The following is a 6,392-nucleotide window of genomic DNA, read 5'->3' as shown; positions in this document are numbered from 1 at the left end:
CGGCTGTAATTTTGGCCCGCGTTGCGACTATTTTGAGGAAGGGCGCTGTGATCAGGGCTATATCTATATGGATCCCGCCAATGAGGCTGGAAGCCATGAAAGCCGTTGTCTGAAATTCAAAGAGATCGATTGGGATGCTCCGATCCAGGCAGGCAATCAGACTGAAAAAGCCGAACCCGGCAAAGTCGTTCTGAAAATGGAGAACCTCAAGAAATACTATGAGGTGGCCGCAAATGCCCTGTTTGGCGGGGCTGATAAGAAAGTCGTAAAAGCCAATGAAACCCTAAGCTTTGAGGCCCGCGAAAGCGAAACCCTGGCCATTGTGGGTGAATCTGGTTGCGGTAAATCGACCTTTGCCAAGGTGTTGATGGGGCTTGAAACCGCGACGGATGGCAAGATCATCCTGAATGGTAACGAAATCCAGGACACCCCGATTGAAGACCGCGACACGGAAACGGTTTCCTCTGTGCAAATGGTGTTCCAGAACCCGTTTGATACGCTGAACCCCTCCATGACCGTTGGGCGTCAGATCATCCGCGCGCTGGAAATTTTTGACATTGGCAACAATGATCATGAACGGCGAGAACGGATGTTAAAGCTGCTGGATCTGGTGAAACTGCCCCGTGCATTTGCCGATCGTATGCCGCGTCAACTGTCCGGTGGTCAGAAGCAACGTGTTGGTATTGCACGCGCTTTTGCTGGCGACGCGCAAATCGTGGTGGCGGATGAACCTGTGTCTGCGCTTGATGTATCCGTGCAGGCGGCGGTGACCGATCTGCTGATGGAAATCCAGCGTGAAAACAAAACCACGCTGCTGTTCATCAGTCACGATCTGTCGATTGTACGCTATCTGTCGGATCGCGTCATGGTGATGTATTTGGGACATGTGGTAGAACTGGGCACGACCGATCAGGTCTTCCAGCCGCCCTATCACCCCTATACTGAGGCGCTTTTGTCAGCGGTTCCCATTGCGGATACCTCGATTGAGAAAGAACATATCGTTCTTGAAGGCGACATCCCATCGGCCATGAACCCACCCTCTGGTTGCCCCTTCCAAACGCGTTGTCGCTGGAAATCCGAGGTGCCTGGTGGTCTCTGCGATAAGGAAGTGCCGCCAATGCGGATGTTTGACGGCAAGCACCAAATCAAGTGTCACCTTGCTGATGATGTGTTGGCCAAAATGGGCCCAGTCATCAAAATCGCGGCGGAGTAAGCTGATCAAAACCAAACAAAAGCCCGGGTCATACGCCCGGGCTTTATCTTACAAATAAAACAGATATTTTCGTCATAAGTTATGTTATCTTAATAGCATGTTCAGCTATTTTGACGACATTTTGTCCCCGTTACGCCGAGTTACAAGTGCACCGAGTAGTGCGCATTACGAAGCCAAGAATCGTGAAAATCGATCTTACAGTAAAAGTGTCTACGTACGGGAAGGCGGTGTGTTACCCGGCCTCCCAAGCAAACCTCTCTTTCGATACGCCACCGTCACGACAGGTTACAAACCCGGCCCAAGCTACTTCACCGCCTTCACAACATCGACCGGCGTACACGCCGTCGCTACTTCACCCGACACATACTATTTATTCACACCAGAGAACCCTTTTGAACTCAATGGTGAGGTGGAATTTGACCTCAGGTTGGTGAATACAATTCGTGGTGAAACCACTGTTTCCCTTTATAAAATCAAACGAATAGGGCAGTCTAAGTCTCTTGAAGGAAAACTCTGGCAACAGAGATCACAGTTCTTCGCCAAAGATCTTCTTGGTAGTCGACAGACAGAGGATATGGAACTCGGATATATAACGTCAACCTATAAATCTCAGCAAATGGTATCATCATCATCCAAGTGGATTAATTTTCAGGGCGAAGATCTGGAATTGGACTTCGTGGAACCAAGCTATCCATAGCCGTCGGTTTTTAACTCACCAAATTTCGGTTCTTTTGGGAATAAAGCGACAAGGCGGTGATCTGCCCTGCGACAATCGCCGCGAACATCAGAAACGCTGACAGACCAACGCCTTGCACCGGCATCAGGCTTTCGTTGAACAGGGTTTGCGTGGCGCCAAACAGCACACGACTGCCCGGCACCAACAGCAAGATCCCCGGCATAATATAGATCGCGCCCGTCAGGTTCATCTTCTTGGCAACCCATGTCCCATAAAGCGTGATACACATCGCAGTCACCCAGGTGCCCGTAATCCAACCCGCACCAAATCCAAGCCCAACCGGCCCCCAAAGGCCAAGCGCCGTCACCGGCAAGGCAAGCGCGATGTCGATAAGTCGCGCGTTAAAGATCACGCCCAAGGCGAGTGAAAAGACGGGTAACGCGACGATGGGCCACCACCAGATCACCTCATTCACGTTATCCGCGTGCACCCCTGCGCCAAAAAGCGTCTCGCCTATGTTCAGGCCAATAAAGATCCCGATAAACAGTTTGGTGAAGATAAAGATCGCTTGGGCAAACAGGCTTGTCCCAGAAATCAAATCATTAAAGGCCAAACATTCCAATGCGTTGGCAATTGACAGCCCTGGCACAAACAGCACAACAGCCGCAATACAAAGCCCCCAGACAGGCACATCCGCCCCGCCCGCGCTGATCGCAGCAACGGAAATGCCAACAACAAGGGCGCTGAGAAATTCCACGAAATTGGCGCGTTCTCCCTGACAGATCAGCTGACACAGCCAGACCAGAACACCCAACATCGCAGCAAAGCCAATGGCTTGCAGACTGCTGCCAACCAGGATCAAAAAAATCGGTGGGATCGCGATATTTGCCAGCGCAATCAGCCATGTCGGATGTGGGATCACATCAATGCCCGTGTCATCATTGCGATGAATGCGGATAATCGTGCGCGCCAGCAGACCCAGATCAATACCCGCCGGATCCATGCGCCGCATTAGGATCTGATTGTCTTCCTCTGGGAACTGAAAACTGACACTGGTCGGCGTTGCCTGCACAACCACAGTTACACCCAGTTTACGCGCAAAATGTTGTACGTATTTTTCGACTTTATAAGGCGCACAGCCACTGCGATGCAGTGCTTCGCCAATCTGAGCAATCTTTTGTGCCTGTTCGGGGTTTGTCATACGACAGCTTTCCTGACTTATTTCACTTTCCCATTGTCACGAAACGCCGCACAGGAAAAGCAAATAGTCAGGTCGACCCGGACTAAAGCACCTAAATACTACCTGCTAATAGCTTTAAAAACGTTAAACTCAGCTTCCTAGAATGCGGCGTACGTAATTTCGGGTTTCACGGTAAGGTGGGACGCCACCGTGTTTTTCAACCGCCCCCGGGCCCGCATTATATGCCGCAAGTGCCAGACGCCATGACCGAAATTTATCGTATTGTTCCTTCAGGTAGCGCGCGCCACCATCAAGGTTTTCTCTTGGTACACGAGGGTTTACACCCAGAATGCGAGCGGTTCCTGGCATCAGTTGAGCAAGGCCTATCGCCCCCGCACTGCTGCGGGCATTGGGGTTCCAGTTGCTTTCCTGCTGCACAAGCCGCAAGAACAGATCTTCGGGAATACTGTAACGTCGCGCCGCCGCCCGTGCCATGTTCAGATACTCGCCGCGGTAGCGTCCATCATAAGACGGCAATCCATCGTGACGCCCAGGCGTATGCACCGTAGGCGGCTGTAAACGAACGGAATTTGTATATTGCGCTGCTGCACGCCCATCTAAGACACTCAGCTGCTGTGACAGACGATTTTGCCGTGGTGATGTTGATTGCGCTTCCGCAAGGTCAGCAACAAATCCAACAGCAACGCAGGCAAGGCAAGCAACCCTGAATGATTTCATTTTATTCCCCAAACCATGAACCGGTCAAAACCTTCAAACAAATATAGGTCTTGTTTACCATTTCACCACAGGGTTTTCAAATTGTCAGGTTTTCCCGGCAAAAACCTGCGCCCTTAACGAAAAATCAGGTTTATCCCCAGAGATCTGGCTGTATGATCCGCGTCAATCACGTTAATCGCTGTTCCCGGCCATCAAGTCGTGTAGTTTCAGCCAAACCAATACAGATTCGTATAAGAGGAAATGCTTCATGGCAGGTTCAGTCAACAAAGTCATTCTGATCGGCAACCTGGGCGCCGATCCGGAAGTGCGCAGCTTTTCAAACGGGAACAAAGTCTGCAATATTCGAATTGCAACCTCTGAGACCTGGAAAGATCGTAACACCGGCGAACGCCGCGAAAAAACAGAATGGCATTCTGTTGCGATCTTCTCAGAAGGGCTTGTGCGCGTTGCAGAGCAATACCTGCGCAAAGGGTCCAAAGTTTACATCGAAGGCGCCTTGCAGACCCGTAAATGGCAGGATCAGTCTGGCAATGACCGTTATTCCACAGAAGTTGTTCTGCAAGGCTTTGGGTCAACCCTGACCATGCTGGATGGCCGGAATGAAGGCGGCGGCCAAGGTGGCGGCGGTGGTTATGGCGGCGGCAACCAAGGTGGATATGGCGGCGGCGGTGGCGGCGCATATGGCGGTGACAACTACGGTGGCGGCAACCAAGGCGGTAATAATCAAGGTGGCGGACGCCCGGCCCCGGCATCAGATCTGGATGATGAAATCCCGTTTTGATCCTCATTTTGGTCTATGATCGATACAGAAAGGCGCTGCAGATTGGCAGCGCCTTTTCTTATTCAACAGGCTGCCAGAGCTTCCTCAAGGACAGTCTTGACGATACTTCGATCCACATCAGCCGTCACGAATGCGTCGCCAATGCTACGCGCCATGATGAAACGAAGCTGTCCTTCGACCACTTTTTTATCCTGTCCCATCAGCGTAATTAGGGCTTCTGCATCAGGCAAATCGCCGGGGATATCGGCAAGATCCACTTTCATCCCCATATCCCGCAGATGGGCACGCACGCGTGACGGTGCCTCCTGCGAACACAGGCCAAGACGGGCTGAGGTTTCAAATGCCAGCGCGCAGCCAATCGCAACACCTTCCCCATGCAACAAACGATCCGAATATCCAGTCGCGGCTTCAAGCGCATGACAGAACGTATGACCCAGGTTCAAAAGCGCGCGATCCCCCTGTTCAGTTTCGTCCCGCACAACAATGTCTGCTTTCATCTGACAGGACCAACGGACCGCTTCGATCCGCAGAGCTTCATCCCCGGCCGCAAGCGCTGGCCCGTTTGTTTCCAGCCATTCAAAGAAAGTTTCATCGCCCAGCATGCCGTATTTCACAACTTCGCCGTAACCCGCCAAAAAATCACGTGATGTCAGGGTGCCCAACACACCAACATCAGCCAGAACCAGCGAAGGCTGATGAAACGCCCCAATCAAGTTTTTCCCCTGTGGTGCATTGATGCCGGTTTTGCCACCTACAGAACTGTCGACCTGCGCCAAAAGTGACGTCGGAATCTGTACAAAACGCACACCACGTCGCAAAATCGACGCTGCAAAACCAGTCAAATCACCAATAACACCACCGCCAAATGCTATGACAATATCGCCGCGTTCCACCTGCTGATCCAGCAACCAGTCAACCGTGCGCGTCAAATGTGGCCAGGATTTGGTGGCTTCACCCGCTGGCAAAGTCAACGCCTGCATGGCAATACCTTCCACCTCAAGCCCGGCACGCAGCGCATCAAGATGTAATGCAGCCACATTTTCATCCGTGACCACAACCACACGTTTGCGTTTCAGCAGTGGTGCAATTTCCGCACCCGCACGCGCGATCAATCCCGCCCCAATGCGAATGTCATAAGCCCGATCGCCAAGTTCAACACGCAGGGTTTTAACCATTTTCATTTTCCTGTTTATGTCCAAGTACATCTGAGCGTTTCTTAAGGTTTAAAATCACCCGTTCAGCCATATCTGAAATACTGTAATTTTCGTGACTCTCTACAGCAAGATCTGCCTGCTGATAATGCGGCACCCGTGCCTGCCAAAGTTCGGTCAGCGTGGCTTTCGGATCTGCTGTGCGCAACAACGGGCGGGTGTCCTTATGACGAACGCGAGACCAGAGAAGTTCCAGATCCGCATTCAGCCAGACGGATACGCCTTTTTCAGAGATCACATCACGATTGCGCGGCGATAGAAACGCCCCACCACCCGTCGACAAGATACAGGGTGCTTCTTCCAGCAGTCGCGTAATCACTTCGGTTTCGCGATCTCGAAAGAAACCTTCGCCATCCCTTTCAAAAATTTCGGAAATTTCCATCTGGGCAGCGCGCACAATTTCTTCGTCGCTGTCCAGAAATGGCACATCTAATTCTTCAGCAACAGCACGTCCGATGGCCGTTTTACCGGCCCCCATCATCCCCACCATTACCACTGTTTTTCTGAGGCTGAGCGCCATTCCGGCCATTCCCCGCTTAAAATCACCAATCCTGACACTGAATGACGTGAATTTCCGCAAAAGGCCATATATA

7 protein-coding genes are annotated in these 6,392 nt (G+C 51.8%); 3 read left to right on the top strand and 4 right to left on the bottom strand.

Annotated features, from left to right (window positions below; all coding sequences use genetic code 11):
* Together ACPGUT_RS11595 and ACPGUT_RS11590 are read left to right on the top strand one after the other, a co-directional pair.
* On the top strand, positions 1 to 1,213 hold a 1,213-nt coding region (locus ACPGUT_RS11595), incomplete at its 5' end, for an ABC transporter ATP-binding protein (protein ID WP_423991534.1).
* A gap of 97 nt (positions 1,214 to 1,310) precedes the next feature.
* Positions 1,311 to 1,910, top strand: a complete 600-nt coding sequence (locus tag ACPGUT_RS11590; RefSeq protein ID WP_423991532.1) for a hypothetical protein — start codon at positions 1,311 to 1,313, stop codon at positions 1,908 to 1,910.
* A gap of 10 nt (positions 1,911 to 1,920) precedes the next feature.
* On the opposite strand, the gene ACPGUT_RS11585 is transcribed toward ACPGUT_RS11590, so the two are convergent.
* Together ACPGUT_RS11585 and ACPGUT_RS11580 are read right to left on the bottom strand one after the other, a co-directional pair.
* Positions 1,921 to 3,090 carry a threonine/serine ThrE exporter family protein gene (locus tag ACPGUT_RS11585; protein ID WP_423991530.1) on the bottom strand — a complete coding sequence of 390 codons (1,170 nt, stop codon included), beginning with the start codon at positions 3,088 to 3,090 and terminating at the stop codon, positions 1,921 to 1,923.
* Between the two features lie 129 nt (positions 3,091 to 3,219).
* Positions 3,220 to 3,807 (bottom strand): lytic transglycosylase domain-containing protein, encoded by a 588-nt coding sequence (locus ACPGUT_RS11580; protein WP_423991528.1) that lies wholly within the window; start codon positions 3,805 to 3,807, stop codon positions 3,220 to 3,222.
* A 247-nt stretch (positions 3,808 to 4,054) separates the two neighbouring features.
* On the opposite strand from ACPGUT_RS11580, the gene ssb reads away from it, so the two are divergent.
* On the top strand, positions 4,055 to 4,588 hold the full coding sequence (ssb, locus tag ACPGUT_RS11575; protein WP_423991526.1) for a single-stranded DNA-binding protein: 534 nt from the start codon (positions 4,055 to 4,057) through the stop codon (positions 4,586 to 4,588).
* Between the two features lie 62 nt (positions 4,589 to 4,650).
* On the opposite strand, the gene aroB is transcribed toward ssb, so the two are convergent.
* Both aroB and ACPGUT_RS11565 read right to left on the bottom strand, forming a co-directional pair.
* Entirely contained in the window at positions 4,651 to 5,763 is a 1,113-nt protein-coding gene (aroB, locus tag ACPGUT_RS11570) for a 3-dehydroquinate synthase (RefSeq protein ID WP_423991524.1), read from the bottom strand.
* Positions 5,756 to 6,319, bottom strand: coding sequence for a shikimate kinase (locus ACPGUT_RS11565; RefSeq protein WP_423991522.1), 564 nt, complete (start codon positions 6,317 to 6,319; stop codon positions 5,756 to 5,758). Before ACPGUT_RS11565 ends, aroB begins: the two co-directional genes overlap by 8 nt.
* Between the last annotated feature and the right edge of the window lie 73 nt (positions 6,320 to 6,392).

The sequence above is a fragment of the Halocynthiibacter sp. genome, assembly GCF_049608145.1.
Classification (GTDB): domain Bacteria; phylum Pseudomonadota; class Alphaproteobacteria; order Rhodobacterales; family Rhodobacteraceae; genus Halocynthiibacter.
Note: the sequence above shows the minus strand (reverse complement) of the source record. Positions and strands in the feature narration are given on the sequence as shown.

What these genes read in the sequence shown, in the direction of transcription:
- ACPGUT_RS11590 (WP_423991532.1), top strand. Translation starts at nt 1,311, where the DNA reads ATGTTCAGCTATTTTGACGACATTTTGTCCCCGTTACGCCGAGTTACA.
- ACPGUT_RS11585 (WP_423991530.1), bottom strand. Translation starts at nt 3,090, where the DNA reads ATGACAAACCCCGAACAGGCACAAAAGATTGCTCAGATTGGCGAAGCA.
- ACPGUT_RS11580 (WP_423991528.1), bottom strand. Translation starts at nt 3,807, where the DNA reads ATGAAATCATTCAGGGTTGCTTGCCTTGCCTGCGTTGCTGTTGGATTT.
- ssb (WP_423991526.1), top strand. Translation starts at nt 4,055, where the DNA reads ATGGCAGGTTCAGTCAACAAAGTCATTCTGATCGGCAACCTGGGCGCC.
- aroB (WP_423991524.1), bottom strand. Translation starts at nt 5,763, where the DNA reads ATGGTTAAAACCCTGCGTGTTGAACTTGGCGATCGGGCTTATGACATT.
- ACPGUT_RS11565 (WP_423991522.1), bottom strand. Translation starts at nt 6,319, where the DNA reads ATGGCGCTCAGCCTCAGAAAAACAGTGGTAATGGTGGGGATGATGGGG.